Annotated in this window: 21 protein-coding genes; 10 read left to right on the forward strand and 11 right to left on the reverse strand. The window is 41.0% G+C overall.

Translation table 11 applies throughout. From position 1 onward, the window contains the following. Window positions 1–100: 100 nt before the first annotated feature. From ABJF57_RS15050 to ABJF57_RS15100, 11 genes are all read right to left on the reverse strand, one after another. A complete protein-coding gene (locus ABJF57_RS15050) occupies window positions 101–631 on the reverse strand; it encodes a DUF5655 domain-containing protein (protein WP_462232148.1) in 531 nt (176 codons plus the stop codon). Window positions 632–648: 17 nt separating this feature from the next. After that, a complete protein-coding gene (locus ABJF57_RS15055) occupies window positions 649–1,059 on the reverse strand; it encodes a DUF1761 domain-containing protein (RefSeq protein ID WP_462232149.1) in 411 nt (136 codons plus the stop codon). 56 nt (window positions 1,060–1,115) lie between these two features. Beyond that, complete coding sequence (locus tag ABJF57_RS15060; RefSeq protein WP_462232150.1) at window positions 1,116–1,949, reverse strand: DUF6597 domain-containing transcriptional factor; 834 nt, start codon at window positions 1,947–1,949, stop codon at window positions 1,116–1,118. 49 nt (window positions 1,950–1,998) lie between these two features. After that, window positions 1,999–2,670, reverse strand: coding sequence for a DUF2461 domain-containing protein (locus ABJF57_RS15065; RefSeq protein WP_462232151.1), 672 nt, complete (start codon window positions 2,668–2,670; stop codon window positions 1,999–2,001). A gap of 49 nt (window positions 2,671–2,719) precedes the next feature. Next, the gene (locus ABJF57_RS15070; protein WP_462232152.1) at window positions 2,720–3,112 is read right to left on the reverse strand and encodes a VOC family protein; all 393 of its coding nucleotides are present in this window, start codon (window positions 3,110–3,112) and stop codon (window positions 2,720–2,722) included. Window positions 3,113–3,171: 59 nt separating this feature from the next. Next, entirely contained in the window at window positions 3,172–4,149 is a 978-nt protein-coding gene (locus tag ABJF57_RS15075) for an acyl-ACP desaturase (RefSeq protein ID WP_462233164.1), read from the reverse strand. 124 nt (window positions 4,150–4,273) lie between these two features. After that, complete coding sequence (locus ABJF57_RS15080; protein WP_462236612.1) at window positions 4,274–4,729, reverse strand: hypothetical protein; 456 nt, start codon at window positions 4,727–4,729, stop codon at window positions 4,274–4,276. A gap of 58 nt (window positions 4,730–4,787) precedes the next feature. Next, a complete protein-coding gene (locus ABJF57_RS15085; protein ID WP_462232154.1) occupies window positions 4,788–5,735 on the reverse strand; it encodes an ion channel in 948 nt (315 codons plus the stop codon). A gap of 8 nt (window positions 5,736–5,743) precedes the next feature. Beyond that, window positions 5,744–6,568 (reverse strand): DUF3179 domain-containing (seleno)protein, encoded by an 825-nt coding sequence (locus tag ABJF57_RS15090; RefSeq protein ID WP_462232155.1) that lies wholly within the window; start codon window positions 6,566–6,568, stop codon window positions 5,744–5,746. 158 nt (window positions 6,569–6,726) lie between these two features. Continuing rightward, window positions 6,727–7,224 carry a nucleoside/nucleotide kinase family protein gene (locus tag ABJF57_RS15095; RefSeq protein WP_462232156.1) on the reverse strand — a complete coding sequence of 166 codons (498 nt, stop codon included), beginning with the start codon at window positions 7,222–7,224 and terminating at the stop codon, window positions 6,727–6,729. Between the two features lie 2 nt (window positions 7,225–7,226). Further along, on the reverse strand, window positions 7,227–7,610 hold the full coding sequence (locus tag ABJF57_RS15100; protein WP_462232157.1) for an endonuclease domain-containing protein: 384 nt from the start codon (window positions 7,608–7,610) through the stop codon (window positions 7,227–7,229). Between the two features lie 570 nt (window positions 7,611–8,180). Between ABJF57_RS15100 and ABJF57_RS15105 the strand changes: the two genes are divergently transcribed. The 10 genes from ABJF57_RS15105 to ABJF57_RS15150 all read left to right on the forward strand — a co-directional run bounded on the left by ABJF57_RS15105 (window position 8,181) and on the right by ABJF57_RS15150 (window position 19,725). After that, the gene (locus tag ABJF57_RS15105) at window positions 8,181–11,540 is read left to right on the forward strand and encodes a methylmalonyl-CoA mutase family protein (RefSeq protein WP_462232158.1); all 3,360 of its coding nucleotides are present in this window, start codon (window positions 8,181–8,183) and stop codon (window positions 11,538–11,540) included. Between the two features lie 289 nt (window positions 11,541–11,829). Then, on the forward strand, window positions 11,830–14,289 hold the full coding sequence (locus ABJF57_RS15110; RefSeq protein WP_462232159.1) for a DUF3857 domain-containing protein: 2,460 nt from the start codon (window positions 11,830–11,832) through the stop codon (window positions 14,287–14,289). 203 nt (window positions 14,290–14,492) lie between these two features. After that, window positions 14,493–14,978 (forward strand): hypothetical protein, encoded by a 486-nt coding sequence (locus tag ABJF57_RS15115; protein WP_462232160.1) that lies wholly within the window; start codon window positions 14,493–14,495, stop codon window positions 14,976–14,978. A 65-nt stretch (window positions 14,979–15,043) separates the two neighbouring features. Beyond that, window positions 15,044–15,526 carry a Rab family GTPase gene (locus tag ABJF57_RS15120; RefSeq protein WP_462232161.1) on the forward strand — a complete coding sequence of 161 codons (483 nt, stop codon included), beginning with the start codon at window positions 15,044–15,046 and terminating at the stop codon, window positions 15,524–15,526. A gap of 11 nt (window positions 15,527–15,537) precedes the next feature. Further along, complete coding sequence (locus ABJF57_RS15125; RefSeq protein WP_462232162.1) at window positions 15,538–16,308, forward strand: LytR/AlgR family response regulator transcription factor; 771 nt, start codon at window positions 15,538–15,540, stop codon at window positions 16,306–16,308. Window positions 16,309–16,341: 33 nt separating this feature from the next. After that, window positions 16,342–16,737 carry a hypothetical protein gene (locus ABJF57_RS15130; protein WP_462232163.1) on the forward strand — a complete coding sequence of 132 codons (396 nt, stop codon included), beginning with the start codon at window positions 16,342–16,344 and terminating at the stop codon, window positions 16,735–16,737. Window positions 16,738–16,743: 6 nt separating this feature from the next. Beyond that, on the forward strand, window positions 16,744–17,553 hold the full coding sequence (locus ABJF57_RS15135; protein ID WP_462232164.1) for a hypothetical protein: 810 nt from the start codon (window positions 16,744–16,746) through the stop codon (window positions 17,551–17,553). Window positions 17,554–17,558: 5 nt separating this feature from the next. Beyond that, a complete protein-coding gene (locus tag ABJF57_RS15140; protein WP_462232165.1) occupies window positions 17,559–18,191 on the forward strand; it encodes a peptidoglycan-binding protein in 633 nt (210 codons plus the stop codon). Window positions 18,192–18,308: 117 nt separating this feature from the next. Then, a complete protein-coding gene (locus tag ABJF57_RS15145) occupies window positions 18,309–18,488 on the forward strand; it encodes a hypothetical protein (RefSeq protein WP_462232166.1) in 180 nt (59 codons plus the stop codon). A 349-nt stretch (window positions 18,489–18,837) separates the two neighbouring features. Further along, entirely contained in the window at window positions 18,838–19,725 is an 888-nt protein-coding gene (locus ABJF57_RS15150) for an ABC transporter ATP-binding protein (RefSeq protein WP_462232167.1), read from the forward strand. Window positions 19,726–19,731: the final 6 nt, after the last annotated feature.

Consider the following 19,731-nt stretch of genomic DNA (forward strand, 5'->3'; position numbering starts at 1 on the left):
CTGGCAAAGAATGCAATCGAGAGTCTGATAAACTCTGGCAAAGTCATGGGTGAAAAAGTAGAGCAAAGAATGCATATCCTTTGCTCTACTTAACTTAAGCTTAAAGCGCTGCCTCGTAGGCTTCTTTAAGCCACCCCGCCAAGTCATCATCTACCTGGTCTACAGAAGTGAGTTGAACCCTGTGCGTACACATGCTGCCAAAAGGCCCGGAATCACCCAGCTTTTCGGTTGTCGGCTTTCCCTTGAGTTTTAATCCAAGATCTATTCGCGTTTTTGTAGCGGGCTTGATCAAGGCAAATTGCTTCTTTCGAATCACACTTACACTGTCTTTCTTAGGCGTTTGTGTGATGTCATTTCCGAATGCAGAAATAACCGATACAAGTTTGTCATAAATCGGGCGAAGTACTTCTTTCCCCGCGTATTGATTCGCAAGTAAATCTTCCGGATTATGTGAGGCTGCATCCGCTTTGCGTGCCTTCATGGCTATGAAGTTCGCATACCCATACGTAAAACCATGCTTTGCCTTTAAGAAATCAATAATTGCTTTGTGTTTCTCGATTTTCGAATCTGCAACCACCTGAATCCAGTGTTCTAGCGGCTTTCCTGTTTTTTCTAATAAACCCTTTTCCATTTTCTTGATGTTTTTGGTTACCAGCTTCCAAGTATGAGTCCCATCAATGTGAGCGAAAGCACACAATATCCTGCATTGATCAGGTAGACTTTAAGCGACTGCATTTCGAAAAGATATAATATGCCTAGAAATGTGGCGACCCACCCAATGCCAGCGAAAAAGCCTGCCATGGTTCCAAATACTATGTCTGCTTCCGGTCCTATGAACATCTCCAGGATGAGAGATGCCACAAAAGCTAAGAGGAGAGACCCACCAAATGTTTTGGGAATGCTGCGTCTTTTTAGATACTCTTCCGTGTATCCAAAAGCTTGCATCCAGGCTTTGCCAAAAAGAGGACCGTACCAGATGCCTCCAACTAAAAATGTTGAGATTGCGGCTATAATTACAGATAGCCAATTGATGTTTTGTAGTGCTGTTGTTAAATCCATGTCATTTATTTTTTTGACAAGGTTAGCAACAGGCTTTGGGTCACCATAGTAAAAAATTAACCTCTCCGATCCAGGGGAAAAAAATTGGGATCATCCTCTTGATTAAAATCCTGTTCGATGAACTCTTCAGGATTGAACCCTGAAAAAAGTCTGAACTCCTTGATAAAGTACGATTGATCAGTAAAACCGCATTGATAGGCGATCTGTGCCCATGAAATCATTTCTTTTTTGTGGACTTTTAGAAGAATCTCATTGAAACGGAGGATACGCTGTGATACTTTAGGCGTAAGACCCACATATTTCTTGAATTGATCTATTAAATGCTTCTGTGTATTGGGATAGTTTTCCACAATCAATGGATAATTAGCTGCCGGAGCTTTTTGCAGTTCTTCGTAAAACTCAACGAATACTTGAGGAGGTGCCATATGCTCATGAAACCTGGTGAGCAGCCACTCTTCAGCCTTTAAGAATTTGTCGGCAGAACTTTCTTCATTCAGAATAGCTTCTCGAAGCAAGCGCATTTCATCACCAAAGATGTCTTCTGCGGGCACTACTTTTCCAGTGATTTTCTCCAGAGGAATGTGTAGGAAAGGATGGGCGCCAAACGGTTTGAACTGCACGACAAACATCTCGGAGTTTTCGTGAGCAGATATAGAGAGGTAATCTTTATGTGCTCCTGATACCCAAGCCTGCTCATAGGTAGCGTTGGGCTTTAGCGTTTCGTTATCAAAGGTGTTTCGCGTGAAACCATCCAGCTCAAAGATGACGAAGATATGCCCTGTAGGAACGACTCGCTCGATGGAGTGATCTGGGATGAAATTTTTAAAATGAAAAATAGATTCAACATATAGGGATAGCTGATCTGGTAATTGATGGGCTTCAAAAATCATTTACTGAGATTGAGTGACTGTCTGTTTTCTGAAAAATACGAATTGAATTTTAAATCAAAGAAATTCCATTCAGATCAGTTGTTAGGATTTCTGTCATGCAATCGAAAAAGGGACGCATTTGTTGAAAAGCGCCTGACATTTTTTTAGGAAAATCCGAAGAATGCATGTCCGACAAAGCAAAACCATGTTTGACAATAAACTGCTTGTAGCGCAACAAGTCAACATCAGGATGATCTTTTTCAAACCCTCGTGGAGCAGTTTTTAGCTGATCGCCATGCAAGTCGCCGAAAAATTTCCTGAATGAATTGGAATCAATTACCTCTCGAAAAAAATCGGCGTCCTGGGCTATTTGATTTCGAATGTGGAGTAGATCCTGTGCATTTGGATTGAAGAAGCCGCCCATGACGTATGCTCCATCTAGACCAATCCGATAAAAATAGCCCCCGCGTCGATCTGCTCCCGTTCGCCGTAGGTAGCCTGCCCAGTGTGTCTTGTAAGGAGTTTTATCCTTTCCAAAACGAACGTCTCTATAAATGCGGAAAAGACTTTTTTTGCCAGTAGGGGTCTCTATCACATCGTGTTTGTTCATCTCTGCCAGAAGCTGATCAGCAAAGGCAATCATTTCCTGATGAGCCTCGTCATAGCGGTCTCTATTGGCTTGAAACCATTCCCGGTTATTGTTTTTACTAAGATTTTCTAGGAAAGATATGGTGGTTTGCATCGGCTCGATTGATTTTTTACCTAACTCATCTACTTTGAAAGTAGTTCGTTTACGTTTTAGGAGGTTCTATCAGGTCCCACAAGTTTCCATAGAGATCAGCGAAAACCAAAACTTTTCCAAAAGACTCCTCAGATGGTTCTCTCACGATTTCTACTCCACCCGCTTTGAGTTGGGCATAGTATCCATCCAGGTCATCCGTGTACATGAAAAGAAAAACACGGCCACCTGTCTGATTGCCTATGGACTTTTGTTGTTCTTCGCTGGCAGCTTTGCCAAAAAGTAAAGACATACGAGAGCCAGGAGGCGAGACCCTTACCCATCGCTTGCTTTCACTGAGTACGGTATCCTCCAGTAGCTCGAAACCCAGCTTTTCGGTATAAAAGCTGATGGCTTCATCATACTCTCGCACGACAAGTGTGAGTTGGAAGATTTCGTTTTTCATTGGTCCAAAAAAATCTCTTCAAGTAGTTTGGATAACGTCTTTGCAACTTTAGAAGAAAGCTAGCCAGCAATCCATTTGAATTGAAATTGCTTTTCAGGTATTTTCACTCGCTCAGATAGCCTTTCGAGTCTTTGAGGAAGAGCCATCAGGTAATCTCTGGCTTCTTCCGCTTTTTCATTAATACCACCGATATTCTCAATGTTCCACTCTTTGATCAGTGAATGCAGAATGTCAATGTAATCATGAGTAGTGTATACCATGGTGCGTTGAGCAGCATCAGAAAAGTGCTTAAAGAGATCGCCAATCTTTCCGCCCGATTCTCTTAGGAAATGAGCTGGCATCACAATCTTTTTCCGCATCATATCTTCGAAGGCAATCATCACCTCACTTGGATCAATTTCAAAAATGCTTTTGATAAAGCTTTTATATGCATTGGCATGTCTCGCCTCATCAGAGGCAATGATGCCACACATTTTGGCCAGCAGATTGTTTCCTGCTTTTTTGGCCAAACTGGCTACTCTTCTATGCGATATGTTAGTTGCCAACTCCTGAAAGCTTGTGTAAATAAAGCTGCGATATGGGTCTCTGGAAGTCTGAATATCAAATCCGTCATTGAGTAAATGATGAGTGGACACCTCCATTTCCCGCATGTTTACTCTGCCGGATAAGTATAGGTATTTACTCAATAAATCTCCGTGGCGGTTCTCTTCAGCCGTCCATGCCCTTACCCACTGAGTCCATCCATTTCGGTTTTCTTGATTCACACCGTCCATGTCCATTAACCAGGCTTCATAAGTTGGAAGGGCTTCTTCAGTAATGGTATCTCCAATAAGTACGGCAAAAAGATCATAGTCCATCTCCGCCGAATGACCTTGAAGGTCACGAATTTCTTCTGTGAAATCAGGTGAACTAGAATCCGGAAGTATGTCTGATGGCTGCCATATTTCTTCAATTGGTTTCAGGTATTTACCGAGTAACTCATCCATCGATTTTTCGAGGGTCTGCATCACTTCTTTGCGGATGTTGTTCAAGTTCATCATACGAAGGTATTTCTATGAACTCGATTGTAACCCTATTTTGAGAATTAATACGGTGTGAAAATTGAAAAATTATTTAAACCCAATTAGGAGGTGTTAAACGGCTAAAAAAATAGGCGTTATCTCAAAAAGCACATCCGGTAGGCAGTGGGTCAATGAGGTCCAGCCCTTCACCAAGGTTATCAGGAAATTCTGCGGAGATAAACCCACTTTTTACTGAGCCCTTCATGACTTTACCGCCATATCCAGAGTTGTTCATATGTGCGCGAACCCATACAACTTGTTCTTGAGCAATGGATACGGCCCCTCCACTTCGAGTGAACGGCTGTTCGTTGACATGGCTATGCAGTAGAATCCTTCTATAGATTAAGTCACCCGATTCAGAGAGAACCTCCCACCAGTCTGCATATTGTTCGCATCCCGTATCTGGACTCTCAAGCGTAACGAAAAAAGTATAACTGTTTTCTGAACCGGAAGTAGACACCTTGGTTACATCAGCCTGCCCTTTTTGGGCGATAGCATTGGTATCCGAACTTGAGCATGAGACGAATAGGATGAGTTGTAGTAGGACTATTTTCAATGGGATCATGTAGCAAAGGAAGTAAATTCAATTTGAAGTCTTACGCAACTTCACGACACTATGCCTTCTTTGTATCACTGATCTTGTCAAGTAGAACAGTTGTGGAGGTCTCATAGCTCGTATCAAACATAGGCTCAAAATCAGCATTGAATAGCACCTCATTTGCCCGGTAAGAGTTGATCTGATGTACGTATTGATTGAAGGTGTCATCATACCCTTTCAGGATGATGATAAACTCTGTTTGTTCTCGCTCAAGATCAGCTTGGCTTTTGCCTTTCAATGGACTGTTTTCGTCCAGTGGATGTACGATTGTCCAGGGCAGAGGAAACATGTCGATGAAGCTAATCTCCAAATCCAAGGGTGTGTACCTTCGTTTGGAGATTCCTTCGACAAATTCAAGATGTGAATAAAGCACACGCACTTTGAGTTCTATGATTTGGCTTTTTCTGGGATTAGCTATCCTAAATTTCAGTCCTCTGATGCCTTGATAGGGACTCACCACCATGTTTTTGCTGAACAAGATTCGTGATTTAGCTTTAGAAAAACGACCATAGAGTACACTGGTAGCCAACGCGAATCCAAGTAAACCTAACATTGCTTCGAAGGCAGCTATCATGCTGCTGGTACCTTTTACAGGACTGATGAATCCGTACCCGACGGTTGTCAACGTTTGAGTTGAAAAATAGAAGCAGTGCATGAATAAATCAGCTGCAGTCCGCTGTTCTAATCCACCAGTCAGTTGTTCCGGTCCAGCTATGTAGTAACAGCAGGCAAAGAGTAGGTTCACGATGAAATATCCAATAATTCCATAGAGTAAAAGACGTATCCAGTGGAGATTGAGCAGCCAATAGTAGAAGCTGAACCCCTTGAACCCTGCACCTTTTTTGGTCACATTGAACGAGCCATCTTCCAGAATCAGTCGGTCGATATCACTGAAGCTCTTGCTGCCAAACCCTGTTTCTTCCAATGCAGCTTTTATGTTTCTTTTGATGCGATTTTGGGCCATTCTCTACCTCACCTTGATTGTCCTTTGCCAGGAGCAGATTGATAAGTTTCAACAATCTCGCTTACATCCGTCAATGCAGGCCATGCATTAGGTCGTTCAAAATCTTGCCCTGATTGCATCACCTGTGCACTCGGATATTTTTCCTTCACTGTTGCCCAATCGGTATCCTTCCAATACTGTTTGTCCATTTCAAGAAGTTGGACACCCTTCAGCGGTCCTGAAACAGCTCTCCCGATCAATGGCCACCAAAGACTTTCAGTTTCACGATCCCAGAACACAAATCCGTCCAATCCATCCCATACGTTTTCATCAAAATAGGTATAGCCGCTCAAGGCAAAGGTCAGGGTCTTATCACCATATTGGCGATCATAAATAGCTCCTAAATCAGCTAGTATGCAGTAAGCAGCCATGATTGGCTTTCCATTCAGGCTATCATTGACCACTTCATGCCTGGTGAGATCAGGGACTGCATACGCTTTCACTTCATCACCAGCATAGGCAACCAGAAAACGTGTAGTATCATGCCATTGACTATCAGCTGCTGAAACAGTGATAAATTCAGGATCTAAAAGTGCGGGGAATACCTCACGACCGATACCGTAATGGAACTGCTCATCCTTTAACTCATTGTTGGTAATGTCAAAATGCTGGGCACTGTCTTGACCGCCATAAAGCATCTTTTGGCTACCTGCGGTAAATATTTTTCCATTGTCGACCGCTATTGGTCGTTGCTTTTTTTCAGGCTGTTGCTTTTCTTGCGAGGCTTCTTGCGAAACATTGCCCGAGCAACTTGCCAAGACGATTACAAATAAGATGAGTATTAGGTATTTCATTTTAAGAAGTTTAGCGCTTAAAGATAAGTATATCCGAAGGCGAAAAACTACAAGGGTGTTGAGGAAGGACAGGTTATCAAGTGCTATTTGATCAATTGAGTGAGGTTACAGGAACAAGGTCAATCATATGAATGAATAGCAGGCCACTCGCAATCCAGTCAACACCTTTCTAAAATTTCGGATATAACAGGCATTGAGGTTGGGGCTTTGCCTGAAAGGACAAAATCAGCTTCAGGAAACTGACCATGGCGTAGGTATGATTTCCACACATGCTCAAGGAACCACTCAGGCTCGTCTCCCCATCGAGTCTCCAGTCTTCTTCGGGCGAGAAAGGTGTCTTTCGAAATTTCTACATGAATAGTGGTATCAAATAGCTTTCTCAAGGTTTCATTGGCAAATATCAGAATTCCTTCCACCACAATCGTGTCATAGTCTTTGCTATCCTTAATGGCTTGGATCAACCGTTCAAAATCAACAGACTCGGGCCGTTCCCAGTCCGTTCGATCCCTGATCTTAGGAATCTCTGATGCTGGATGTACAAAAGCATCCATGTCTAGCAGTAAGACTCGCTTATCAGCTAGCTTTTCTTTGATGTGATGCGCAAGACTGGATTTTCCAGACCTGCTGCATCCACCGATTCCAATGATTTTAGGCATGGTTAACCATTCAAATTATTCTCTTCCCAATCTTCAATAAGATGATAAATCTCACCTAAGACAAAAGCCATATTTTTCTTTACATCAAGATCATCAAATCGTAAAAAAATAAGACCCATAGCTTCAAGAATTTTCTGACGTGCCTCATCTCGCAATCTAGCGTCTTCGTGATAGTGACTACTTCCATCTACCTCTATGACTAGTTTTAGTTTTTTGCAATAGAAGTCAACAATGTAATTATCCAGAGGCTTTTGTCTATTGAACTTATACCCTTTGATTGATCCTGCCCTAAGTTCTCTCCATAGGATGACTTCTCCAAGAGTGCTGTTGTTTCGGAGGTCACGCGAGAACTGCTTCAGGTTCTTATTATAGGGTAGATAGTACACGGGTCAAAACTATAGATAGTGTGTCGAATCCCCCGACTCAATTTTTAAATTGAGCCACCCCCTTGTAAAGAGGGATTGAATATCCTAATTAATCCCAACATGCTAAAGAAGGATTCCCCCTTTGAGAAAGGGGAAGTGAGTTTATGACGGGAATAGTAATTTGATTATCTCGTAGAATCTGTGCGATTCTATAAAATAGACCCTTCATAAAGAGGGTGAACATTCTAATTAATCCCAACATACCAAGAAGGATTCCCCCTTTGAGAAAGGGGGTAAGGGGGATTGGACGTAAATAATCTCACCAAAATACTTGACTGAATTTTCCAGACCTGCTACATCCGCCGATTCCAATGATTTAGGCATGGTTATCTATTCGAATTGTTCTCTCCCCAATCTTTAATAAGATGAAAAATCTTAGACCAATAGTTCTGTTGTTTGCCAAAAAATGCAAAGAAGTATTAGTTTTTTCATTTAAAACCCAATGAACCTTTTTCAAATGCGTGGGTTATCCAAAGACATTCGAATCATCTTCATTTTCAGTATCTTTACCCTCTCAAAAATTGAAGCGACATGACCCCAGAAGTTGAGATTTACAAGCCCAAGAATCACATTCGCATTGTTACAGCTGCATCCCTTTTCGATGGGCACGATGCAGCGATCAACATCATGCGACGGATCATCCAGTCTACAGGCTGTGAGGTAATCCACCTCGGGCACAACCGCTCCGTGCAGGAGATCGTGGACTGTGCGATACAAGAAGATGCACAAGCCATAGCCATCACATCTTATCAAGGTGGTCATGTGGAGTATTTCAAATATATGTACGACTTGCTCAAGGAGCGGGGAGCAGATATCAAACTCTTTGGAGGAGGAGGTGGTACCATCCTTCCAGAGGAAATCAAAGAATTGCACGACCATGGCATTACGCGTATTTATTCGCCAGATGATGGACGTGCCATGGGGCTTCAGGGAATGATTAATGACCTGGTGAAGCAAAGTGATTTTGCTGTTGGAGAAAATTTGAATGGTCAGGTCAAGAAAATCAATACAAAAGATCACGCAGCAATTGCGCGCGTCATATCAGCAGCGGAAAACTATCCGGATCAAAACCGAGAAGAGATGGAGGCGCTCCGTAAGGAAGCAGCAAATACCCCCGTTTTGGGAATAACAGGAACAGGGGGAGCTGGTAAATCGTCATTGGTAGACGAACTGGTGCGTCGTTTCTTAGTAGACTTCAAGGACAAAAACATTGCAGTAATCTCCGTTGACCCATCCAAGCGAAAAACAGGTGGGGCATTGCTCGGTGATCGTATTCGCATGAATGCGATATTCAATGAACGCGTATACATGCGTTCACTGGCTACACGTCAGTCCAATTTGGCGCTTTCTAAGTATGTACAGGATGCAATTGACATTGTGAAGTCTGCGGGCTTTGACCTGATCATCCTGGAAACTTCAGGTATTGGTCAGTCGGATACGGAAATTACCGACCACTCGGATGCTTCGCTGTACGTGATGACTCCAGAGTATGGGGCAGCCACGCAGCTGGAAAAAATAGATATGCTGGATTTTGCGGACATCATCGCGCTCAATAAATTTGACAAGCGCGGTGCATTGGATGCACTAAGAGATGTGAAAAAGCAATATCAGCGCAATCACCAGCTTTGGAATGCCAAGGCAGAAGATTTACCAGTTTTCGGAACCATTGCCTCGCAATTCAATGACCCAGGCATGAATCAGCTGTATTTATCACTGATGAACCTGATAGCTGAAAAGACCGATACAGACTTAAAGTCATCCTTTGCCAGTACAGAGGAGATGAGTGAAAAGGTATTCATCATCCCACCCAAAAGAACGCGATACCTTTCTGAAATTACAGAGACCATAAGAGCTTACAATGACAAGGCTATTGAGCAGCGTGAAGTAGCACAAAAGCTTTACAGCTTGGGTAAATCCGGTGAGATTCTAAAAGATCAGAAGGATGCTTTAGCCGCAATTGATAAGGCCAAAGAAGAATTGAAACTTGATCTCGATCCTCACAACTTAAAGATCATCGAAGGGTGGGAAGCTAAAAAAGCAAACTATGAAGGTGATGAGTACACCTATGAGGTACGGGGCAAAGAAATCAAAGTAGAGACAACGACAGCCACGCTTTCTCAGACTAAAGTGCCAAAAGTATCACTTCCAAAATACGAAGGCTGGGGGGATGTTTTACACTGGAGTTTGCAGGAAAACGTTCCAGGTGAATTCCCATTCACTGCAGGCGTTTTTCCATTTAAGCGTAAAGGAGAAGACCCAACGCGGATGTTTGCAGGAGAAGGCGGACCCGAGCGAACGAATAAACGTTTTCACTACGTATCTCAGGGGCTACCAGCAGCAAGACTTTCTACCGCTTTTGATTCAGTGACGCTCTACGGTGAAGATCCAGACCATCGTCCAGATATTTATGGAAAAATCGGAAATTCAGGTGTGAGCATTTGTTGCCTTGACGATGCAAAAAAGCTGTATTCTGGTTTCGATCTATGCGATCCCACGACTTCCGTGTCGATGACTATCAATGGTCCGGCAGCCACAATTTGTGCATTCTTTATGAATGCCGCCATTGATCAGCAATGCGAGAAGTACATCATGGAAAATGGCTTGCAGAAGGAAGTGGATGCTAAAATTGAGAAGATATATAAAGAAAAGGGAGTTGCACGACCCGTCTATCATGGTGATTTACCAGAAGGTAATGATGGGCTAGGTTTAATGCTTCTCGGAGTGACAGGAGACCAGGTGCTTCCAGCGGATGTCTATCAGGAGATGAAAGTGAAAGCGCTTTCATCGGTTCGTGGAACCGTGCAGGCAGACATTCTGAAAGAAGATCAGGCGCAGAATACTTGTATTTTCTCAACGGAGTTTTCATTGAGACTCATGGGGGATGTCCAGCAATATTTCATTGACAACATGGTGCGAAATTTCTACTCCGTTTCGATCTCAGGTTATCACATTGCAGAAGCCGGAGCAAATCCAATAACACAGCTGGCATTCACATTAGCAAATGGGTTCACCTTTGTTGAGTACTACCTATCCAGAGGAATGGACATCAACGCCTTTGCGCCGAATCTTTCATTCTTTTTCTCCAATGGAGTAGACGCAGAGTATGCAGTGATTGGGCGTGTAGCCAGGCGCATCTGGTCGAAGGCAATGAAGCTGAAGTATGGGGCGAACGAGCGTGCACAAAAGCTGAAATATCACATACAGACTTCCGGACGTTCCTTGCATGCCCAAGAGATTGATTTCAATGATATTCGAACTACGTTGCAGGCACTTTATGCGATTTATGACAACTGTAATTCATTACACACCAATGCATACGATGAAGCCATCACCACTCCTACAGAAGGATCCGTTAGACGTGCGATGGCCATCCAGCTGATCATCAATAAGGAGCTGGGCTTGGCTAAGAATGAGAATCCGATGCAGGGGTCATTCATTACAGAAGAACTTACCGATTTGGTAGAGGAGGCAGTCATGATTGAGTTTGACCGAATCACTGAAAGAGGAGGTGTGCTTGGAGCCATGGAAAGCATGTATCAGCGAGGTAAGATTCAGGAAGAGTCCCTCTATTATGAGATGAAGAAGCATACAGGAGAATTGCCAATCATAGGAGTGAACACCTTCCTTTCTTCTAAAGGGTCTCCAACGATTATCCCCGATGAGGTGATACGAGCTACTCAGGAAGAAAAAGAGCAGCAAATCACCAATCTGAATGCCTTGAAGGATGGCAATAAGAGTAAGACAGAGGAAATTTTAGGCCAGTTGCAAGAAACCGCACTTCACAATGAAAATACGTTTGCCACATTGATGGAGGCGAGCAAGTATTGCTCATTGGGACAAATCACGCATGCCATGTTTGAGGTTGGAGGACAATATAGGCGTAATATGTAGCTGAACCTATCCGCCACAATCCCTTGGAAATAAGGGATCTAGGACACTACAGTAGAATATGTAAACCATTGTTCTGAAACCCTGAACGAAATGAAGAATCTATTCCAATGTAGAAGGAACATGTAAGGCTGAAGGATAATATTCAGCTAAAATAGTTGCGGAAGTGGTAAGATGAATTCCGTTTTCTTCTGGTAGGATGATAGGCATAGATAAAAAATCGTATCTACATAACTTACGCAATTCTAGTGTTAGGCTATATTAGCTGATTTACGAAATGAAGCCACCATCTATGAGGTTAATTGTTTTCCTATTCATGCTGCCAATTGCGCTCTTGGCACAAGACGTTACTATCTCTCAGCCATCTTCCTGGATAAAAGAAAAAGATTTACGAAGTGTTACTCACGAAACAAGCGGAGCAATTCATTATTTACTCATTGAATATCAGGATAACATTGCTATCGAAGAATCATTTTCTCACATAGCTTATAAAGTCCTAAATGATGAAGGAGTTCAATCGTACTCCAATATCAGTATTGATTTTGATCCATCATTCCAAACTCTCACATTTCATCAGATAGTCATTAGGAGAAATGATGAGGTAATAGATAAACTGCATCTTCAAGACATCAATTCAATTCAGCGAGAAAGCGACATGAATAGACATCTGTATGATGGGAGTATTACATCATACATAAATTTAACGGATGTTCGGGCAGGGGATATCATAGAATACTCATATACTTTAAAAGGCTATAATCCCATATTTGAAGGAAACTATTCAGCATCTTATTATCAGGATTATACTATTGAAGTTGATCGACTTTTTGTAAGAATACTCTCCGATAAAGCACTTTATTCAAAGGGCATCAATGATGCTAAAGAGCTAAAAAAATTGGGAAATGAATACATATTAGATATTAACCCCGAACTCATCCAATACGAATCTAATACTCCGCAATGGTATAATGCAGGAAGATTCTTAAACGTTTCAACATATAGAGATTGGGAGCAGGTTGCAAATTGGGCAATTCCGCTATATCAATTAGGTGAGAGAGAGGTGGAGAATATATCGAATTCCGTAAGTGATAAATTTAATTCGGAGAATGATACTGAGGAAAATATCGTAGCTGCTATAAGATTCGTGCAAGATGAAATCAGGTATCTTGGATTTGAATCAGGTATTCAAGGGTATAAACCACATGATCCAAGCGTGGTGTTAGATAGGAGATTTGGAGATTGTAAGGATAAATCGACATTGTTGGTGGCAATCTTAAGGTCACTTGGAGTAGAAGCTTATCCTATGTTAGTGAATACCTATAAAAAAGAATCAATAGATCATGAGCAAGCATCTCCATATGCTTTCAACCATTGTGTTGTGAATTTTCAGTATTCAGATAAGGAATACTATGTCGATCCAACAATCAATAATCAAGGTGGCAATCTTAGCGAAATTCAATTTCCTAATTATGAAAGAGGCTTAATCGTCAGAACAAGTTCAAACGATTTAATACCGACTGGTATAACTCAGTTTAATAAGCAACTTGTAGAGGAAACATTGACTGTTCATGGGCTGGCATTAGATTCCAAGGTGTCAATGAATGTCAAAACCACTTATTACTCAACCAGCGCAGACTATATCCGAAGTTATTTCAAGAACAATAGTTTACCTTCAATTACTAGCGAGTACACCACTTTCTACTCAAACTTGTATCCGAATATTAAATCCGCAAAGGAGGTGAAAATTACTGATTTACTCAGAGAATCTACAAATGAGCTAATTGTAGAGGAAAACTATGAGATAGAAAATTTTTGGTCAGAGTATGGTGAAAGTGGAGTGATAGGTGAAGCATATGGTCTTCTGGTAGAATCCTATTTAAGCCCTAAAGTGCCGAGTGTTCGTACGATGCCTTATTTCCTGGGTGGGCCAAAAGAAATTGAAGAAAGGATCAGTTTTATTATGCCGGAAGAATGGAATGTCACGGAATCAGCAGTGGAGGTTGAAGGGAAGGGATTTCATTACAGGAGCGAAGCTAGCGGGTATGATAGAAGGGTAGACTTGTCATATTCTTTTAAACTAGATTCATCTTTTCTATCCCCGGAAGGTGCAAAAGACTTCCTTGAAAAGAGGGAAAAGATTCAGAATGATTTAAGCTTTAATGTAACGTATGGAGGTCAAGTTAGCGACTCATCAAAAATTAGTTGGTGGTCATTGATACTCACGATTTTGACTTTAATTGCGTCACTTTTTCTTGCTCGAAATGTTTATAATAACTACAGCCCCGTTGTAGCGTATGATGATGATAGACCGCTAGGTGGTTGGTTAATAGTACTTGCAATAGGACTAACCCTAAACCCGTTTGTGATGGCTTACGGATATGTTGACCTTTCTGAATACTGGTTGACATCCAACTGGCAGAATTTGAAACTTGCGTACCCGGATAATTATGTTACTCTATCAGCTTTAATAATAGGTGAGTTGGTTCTCAATACCGTTTTTCTTGTATTTGTGCTTTTGGTCGTGGTTGTATTCTATCAACGGCGTACTTCTGCCCCGATGTTGATATCGGTTTTTCTTATATCTCACACTGTATTTGTTATTTTAGATTCACTTGCATTAGGTGAAATCTTACAGGATGATTCATTCAAAGAATCAATTTCAGAAATAGTCCGGTCAGTTATTTACACGTCTATATGGGTAAGCTATTTGCACAACTCCAGCAGAGTGAAATTTACATTTACTAATCGTTAAGCGAAGGTAAATCCTCTTTATAGAGTGTAATGTTGTGTGCCTGATAAAGCAATCAACACTCTGGTGCTAACAATAGTTTTTAGAAATGTGAACCAAGTGGAGAACAAAAAATGCCTTCCATCAGGGTAATTTGTTCATTCAACGAGCAGATCATGCGTGTCACCAAAAATCGAATTTTTTAGAAGTTTTCTAATCAAACTTTATTGTCAAATAAACGAGCACATATGTTGAGTGAAGAGAGATATATAGAAACAGTAAATACTGGAAACAGGATGGGGAATTTCAAGATTATTGAAATTAAGAAAGGGAGTTCTCTATCACTTGATAGCGTCAATGCAATAGTGAAAATCGAATGGGAAGGACATGTAAATCTGGAAACGGCACAATTTCTTTTAACAAGAGCGGCGGATGAGATTGAGAAAGGCATAGCGACTAAGATTTTGCTAAACAGGAAGAGCCTTGAGCAATTCGCGAATGATGCTCGAAAATGGATCAAAGATGACTTTTTGCGTGGAAGAGCAAGGACGCTCGTTCATCTGGTTGAAAAAGTGGCGACCGTTAAATCTTCAACCAAGATTGGCGATCTCTTTGCAAGTGTAGTGTCCTCGTCTATCAAATTAGTATTCCCCAGATTGAGGATGAGCCGCTTTGATACCGAAGATGAAGCAACGAAGTGGCTTCTGGTCTGAAATTTTTAATTTATTCTCCTGATGTTTATGCTTATTTGTAGATAAATAGATTCATTAAGATAAATATGGAGATTGTAAAAAAGATCGTATTGGTGGGACACTTTGGTGTCGGTAAATCATCTTTAGTTAAGCGATTTGTCCATCAAAAATTTTCAGATCAGTACCTCACAACCATAGGAGTGAAAATAGATAAAAAGGTAGTAGATGTAAGTGGATCTCAGGTGAAACTGATGCTGTGGGATATAGCTGGAGAGTCTACTGCAATGAAAATCCCTAAAAAATATTTTGCTGGGGCACATGGCATTCTATATGTCTTCGATGTATCTCGAGAAGAAACGTATGCCAATATCCAGAGCGATTTATTTGAAATAAGTAAGGAACTAAATGAAGTCCCAGCAGTGGTACTCGGAAACAAATGCGATTTGGTAGAAGAAGAATTTCTTACGCAATTGAAAGGCGAATTATCATTGGATTTTAAGCCTACAAGCGCGAAGACAGGTGACTTTGTAGAGGAATCCTTTTTATACCTCGCTCAGGAGATTATCTAACAAAAAATATCATGGACTTAGCGGAAATTAGAAACAGAGAAGCACGTAAATCAATTCAGGTTATTCTTTTTGATGAGACGGGTGCTGTTCTTGAGTCTGATGATACCTTGATAAAAATCGATACCTCCAACTTCAATGTTTACAGAGATACCATGTTTTGCGGAATGGAAACAATGCTTGCTGACCTTCCCTATCAGGAATCCATTTCTTTTGACTGTGTAAATACAGACATAGCAGGCAAGACCTCTCATTATGATTTTTTGGTGACCAAGGTAGACGAAGAGACCAACAGGTTTAGTTGGGTAATTCACGACTATGGTAAGCAATACAACAAGATATTTGAGCTACAGCAGGAGCGTAATTTAGCTGAGATAAAAGCTCATAAAGCCGAGCGAGCGACTCTGAAGTTGAAGGAGGAAAAAGAAGCTATCGATAGGCTGTTTCAGGAACTTCAAGGAAATAGCAGCTCTTCACAATACATACTAGTGAAGTCGGACAATCTGCTTGTGAACATTGATCTGAATGAGATTTTGTATTTTGAAGCCTACGGAGATTACATCAAAGTACATACACCAAGTAAGATGTATGTCACCTACAACACGATGAAAAGCGTGGAGGTATCACTACCTGAAAAGCAGTTTTTCAGAATACACCGATCGTACATCATACGGCTAGATAAGATAAAAAACATTGAACAGCTGAGTGTGGAGATAAGTGATAAAACCTTACCAATTGGCAAAAGCTATAAAGCTGAGCTCGTCGAAAAAATTGGACAACTATAAAATAACGAGATATTTTTAGACCTGTTAAACTTAGTGATCAATCTAAGACTCACTACCAATCAATTGAATGAAATGAAAGAAAAGGATTCTGAGGAACAAATTTCAGAAAATAGCAGTGGAGCAAATGACAATCGCTTAGAAGCGGTTAGAGACTTATTGTTCGGACCAAATGATCAAGCATACCGTCAAGAGTTTAAAGAGATTAAAGATCAAGTAGCTAAGAATAAAAGCGATTTCGAAGAAAAGTCGGATGCTCTTAAGGAAGATATTATTGATCGACTCGAGAAACTTGAGAATAAAATCACTGAGAATGTTAATTCGGCTCAGGCTGATCTAAGTAAACAAATCGAGGGATTGAATGCGGGGAAGGTTGATCGAAAACAGCTAGCTCAGATGCTTCAAACATTGGCGAAAGAGTTAGAATCTTAAGTTCAAGTGAGTAATTCAGGTGGCATAACGGCATTGAAAGAAATCCTCTTCGAAGAGGAAAATGAACGCTATCATAAGCTCAGCAAGCAGATAAAAGATACGAGCAAAGAGATAGATGATAAGCTCGCTAATCGTGAAATTCCTGAATCAGAATTTTCCCAAATTCTTGACAGGATAGTTACGGTGATGCCTGAAAAACTAGGCCCAACGATCACCTCAACGTTAAAAACGCAGATAAAGGAATCTCGCGACGATGTAGTACAGGCATTGTTCCCGATCGTTGGTCAAATGATCAAAAAATACATTCAACAGGAAATGCAAGTGCTGACCGAACGTATTGATCGGCAATTTGAACAGGCATTTTCCTTTGATATTCTACTGCTCAGGCTAAAAGCATTAATGACAGGCGTGTCATATAGCGAACTGGCATTGAAAAATGCTAATCAGCCACAGGTTAGGGAAATATTTCTAATTGAAGAAAGCGGAATTCTCATGGCGAGCTACTCAAAATCAAAGTCTTTTGATCAAGACATGATGGCCGGGATGCTTACAGCCATAAAAAGCTTTGTGGAGGATGCGATGGAAACAGAGCAGCAAAACTTAGAAATGATCTCCTATGATCTACACAAAATATACGTTCAAAATTTTCACAAATTTTATATCGCAGTTGTCATCTCTGGAGCCATTGATGAAGCATTTAAGAGCAAACTGAATGATCAAGTACTGAAGTTTGTCAAAGACATAATGCTTAAATCTGAAAACAGGGAAGAAAAGGAACTGACCAAGAAAATCTCTCAATACTTTGAGAAAATATAGACACCATGAAGAAGCTATTACTTATCATACTAATTATTACACTTCCATTAATTGCTTTTTTTCAGTACAAAAACTATCGAAGGTTTCATCCACCGGTAAACTATGAATTCAGTATTTCGAATGAAATTGATCCCCAGTATCATGATCAGGGCTTGCTTGATGAGTACTACACCAAAGCGATTGAAATTGGATCTTTTGCAAGAATTCAGTGGAGAACCAATGGGTTTGATGTGAGGTTTCCCAATGAAAACATTGAAGCGGAAGTGAATGCCAGTCGGTATTATAATCAGCTCGTTGCGAGAGTTAACAATCTCCAAAATAAGTTAATCGCTTCAAGCGAGCTTAAGAATGAGGGCTTAAGCAATGGGGAAATAAGATTAATTGAATCCGGATATGCGAAAAATGAAATCCCGTTGCTAAATAATAAAGATGAAATCATACAGGTTTCATTCGGTGATCAAAGCAGATTTGTCTGGAAAGTCCAAAAGCAGTTGATAGCAAAAGGATACAATCATGCATTGGATGGGCTCTTTGGAATAGACACCCAAAATGCAATAACCACCTTTCAGCAAGACAATCAGCTATACCCTTCAGGTTCCCTCGATGAAGAAACATTCGAATACCTCTTCATGAACTAATGTGGCCAACGAGAAAATCGGTTAGTTGACCCTGTATTTTCTCCGTCCACCTAATATTCAAAAACGCGTTCTTTTTGATAGTCATCTTAGCATCAAATATTAACTGCTATGGATATCATGAAGAAATTATTCTGGAGCGATGATCAATCTTTTGAAATAAGATACGTGGAATCAGCAGGAGAATGGGAAGTTCTGGACAATTCAGGAGTCGTTTACATGGGTACCAAACAAAACTGTCGGACTTTTATTGAAACATGTAAATGGCTGAAAAACATGAGTAAAAATACGAATGAGTGAGTAGTTTCTTTTAAGCCGTCTTGTGGTGAGACGGCTTTCTTTACACTCACCCTCAAACGCACAGACCGAGTGATTACCACTGGTCAATTCCTTTAGCCTGATTGTTGAAGCATTTGGATGGTAAGCCTTATTCATTGGCACTTCTTTAAACTACCACAACTGCACCTAATCCCATTTTTAATCCCAATCCCGTTCGGCGAGTTTTATGACCATTCGGCAGTTCTGAACACTTCCTACCTATCAAGTGTAAGTTTTTAAATTTACCAAGTACTAAACTTACAGATTGGAACCTGCTAAAGCGGTCATATCCAACTGAGAATAAGAGAACCTAACTAAATAAACGAGACACATGAAGCTGACAATTTCTAACCTTTCAAAAACCTATAAAAATGGTGTGAAAGCCATTGATGACGTATCACTGGAGATATCATCAGGAATGTTTGGCCTACTAGGGCCAAATGGTGCCGGTAAATCATCCCTGATGCGAACAATAGCTACGCTTCAAACCCCCGATTCGGGCGAGATATACATGGATGATATGAATATCCATGAAAATCAAATGGAATTCAGGAAGCGACTGGGCTACCTTCCGCAAGAGTTTGGCGTGTATGGCAAGATGTCAGCAGAGGCTTTACTGCAATACTTTGCCACTTTGAAAGGCGTGGCATCAAAATCCGAAAGAGACGCCATCGTAAAAAGTGCGCTGGAAGTAACCAACCTTTATGAAGTTAGAAAGAAAGACGTAGCGAAGTACTCAGGGGGGATGAAGCAGCGATTTGGCATTGCACAACTGCTACTCAACGACCCTAAGTTAATTATCGTGGATGAACCTACCGCAGGTCTCGATCCGACAGAAAGGCAACGATTTTTGAACGTGCTAAGAGAAATAGGCACCAACAATATTGTGATATTCTCGACGCATATCGTGGATGATGTAAAAGAACTCTGTACAGATATGGCCATATTGAATGGCGGTAGAATATTATCACACCAAACACCTAAGGAAGCCGTAAAAACGCTGGAAGGGAAAATATGGAAGAAGGTCATTGAGCGAGATGATTTGGAAGCAGAAGAGGCCAAGTACAAGGTGATATCATCCAATTTTAATGATGACAACACAGTAAATATCCGGGTGGTAAGTGATAGTAACCCTGGAGAAGGATTTCAGTCCGTTGAGGCGAACCTTGAAGATGTTTATTTCACAACATTGAGTCAAGAACAATCCGTAGAAGCTTAAATCATC

Origin of the sequence: Ekhidna sp., assembly GCF_039940915.1 — a bacterium.
GTDB lineage: Bacteria > Bacteroidota > Bacteroidia > Cytophagales > Cyclobacteriaceae > Ekhidna.

What these genes read in the sequence shown, in the direction of transcription:
- ABJF57_RS15050 (WP_462232148.1), bottom strand. Translation starts at nt 631, where the DNA reads ATGGAAAAGGGTTTATTAGAAAAAACAGGAAAGCCGCTAGAACACTGG.
- ABJF57_RS15055 (WP_462232149.1), bottom strand. Translation starts at nt 1,059, where the DNA reads ATGGATTTAACAACAGCACTACAAAACATCAATTGGCTATCTGTAATT.
- ABJF57_RS15060 (WP_462232150.1), bottom strand. Translation starts at nt 1,949, where the DNA reads ATGATTTTTGAAGCCCATCAATTACCAGATCAGCTATCCCTATATGTT.
- ABJF57_RS15065 (WP_462232151.1), bottom strand. Translation starts at nt 2,670, where the DNA reads ATGCAAACCACCATATCTTTCCTAGAAAATCTTAGTAAAAACAATAAC.
- ABJF57_RS15070 (WP_462232152.1), bottom strand. Translation starts at nt 3,112, where the DNA reads ATGAAAAACGAAATCTTCCAACTCACACTTGTCGTGCGAGAGTATGAT.
- ABJF57_RS15075 (WP_462233164.1), bottom strand. Translation starts at nt 4,149, where the DNA reads ATGAACTTGAACAACATCCGCAAAGAAGTGATGCAGACCCTCGAAAAA.
- ABJF57_RS15085 (WP_462232154.1), bottom strand. Translation starts at nt 5,735, where the DNA reads ATGGCCCAAAATCGCATCAAAAGAAACATAAAAGCTGCATTGGAAGAA.
- ABJF57_RS15090 (WP_462232155.1), bottom strand. Translation starts at nt 6,568, where the DNA reads ATGAAATACCTAATACTCATCTTATTTGTAATCGTCTTGGCAAGTTGC.
- ABJF57_RS15095 (WP_462232156.1), bottom strand. Translation starts at nt 7,224, where the DNA reads ATGCCTAAAATCATTGGAATCGGTGGATGCAGCAGGTCTGGAAAATCC.
- ABJF57_RS15105 (WP_462232158.1), top strand. Translation starts at nt 8,181, where the DNA reads ATGACCCCAGAAGTTGAGATTTACAAGCCCAAGAATCACATTCGCATT.
- ABJF57_RS15110 (WP_462232159.1), top strand. Translation starts at nt 11,830, where the DNA reads ATGAGGTTAATTGTTTTCCTATTCATGCTGCCAATTGCGCTCTTGGCA.
- ABJF57_RS15120 (WP_462232161.1), top strand. Translation starts at nt 15,044, where the DNA reads ATGGAGATTGTAAAAAAGATCGTATTGGTGGGACACTTTGGTGTCGGT.
- ABJF57_RS15125 (WP_462232162.1), top strand. Translation starts at nt 15,538, where the DNA reads ATGGACTTAGCGGAAATTAGAAACAGAGAAGCACGTAAATCAATTCAG.
- ABJF57_RS15140 (WP_462232165.1), top strand. Translation starts at nt 17,559, where the DNA reads ATGAAGAAGCTATTACTTATCATACTAATTATTACACTTCCATTAATT.
- ABJF57_RS15145 (WP_462232166.1), top strand. Translation starts at nt 18,309, where the DNA reads ATGAAGAAATTATTCTGGAGCGATGATCAATCTTTTGAAATAAGATAC.
- ABJF57_RS15150 (WP_462232167.1), top strand. Translation starts at nt 18,838, where the DNA reads ATGAAGCTGACAATTTCTAACCTTTCAAAAACCTATAAAAATGGTGTG.